This window comes from Pseudoalteromonas sp. Z1A6, assembly GCF_011378745.1.
Lineage (GTDB): Bacteria > Pseudomonadota > Gammaproteobacteria > Enterobacterales > Alteromonadaceae > Pseudoalteromonas > Pseudoalteromonas arctica.
Map to the genome: position 1 here is coordinate 1 of NZ_WTKW01000674.1, position 726 is coordinate 726.

The window sequence follows — 726 nt, forward strand, 5'->3', positions numbered from 1 at the left end:
CTTTAAAAGTAAAAGCGAGGTATAAAACCTCACCTACATCGTGCAAATACCAAACCCGTATGCGCGAATTTATTTCGCGCTCATGTAACGTGGCTTAAATGCTCTAAAAGTGAAAGCGAGGTATAAAACCTCACCTACATCGTGCAAACACCAAACCCGTAGGTGCGAATTTATTTCGCGCTCATGTAACATGGCTTTAATGCTCTAAAAGTAAAAGCGAGGTATAAAACCTCACCTACATAAACGTAAACACCGCACTCAATAAAACCGTAGGTGCGATTTTATATCGCGCTCATGTAACGTGGCTTAAATGCTCTAAAAGTGAACGCGAGGTATAAAACCTCACCTACTAAATTCAAAAGCCCTATTTGATCGGAGCTATTTAAGCCGCGATTAAATAGGACTCTTGTCCTGAATGTTTGTTGCTGCGTTTAAACGAGCCTTTGCCTTTTTTAGCTTTAACTACTTGTGGTTTAAATAATTTAGAGGTTACCAACGCTGCTAATGCATTGTGGTTTATAACGCCTCGTCCTGTGTCTACCGCGCTGTTGCTTGCGGTTTTTGCTTTAGATTTTTTAGTCATATATTTCCTATCAACTAATGGTTATTTAAAGTTAAACTTGGATTCAAATAATAAATGGGCTTTTATATCGGCCTATTTATGAGATGGCGATTGTAGGCCTAATTTTCAACCGTGCAAGTATTTTTAATACTCAATAGGTACTT

1 protein-coding gene is annotated in these 726 nt (G+C 38.3%); it reads right to left on the minus strand.

Annotation, left to right across the window (positions count from 1 at the left end; all coding sequences use genetic code 11):
* Positions 1-382 precede the first annotated feature (382 nt).
* Positions 383-583, minus strand: a complete 201-nt coding sequence (locus GQR46_RS20280; RefSeq protein ID WP_024591136.1) for a ribosome alternative rescue factor ArfA — start codon at positions 581-583, stop codon at positions 383-385.
* Positions 584-726: the final 143 nt, after the last annotated feature.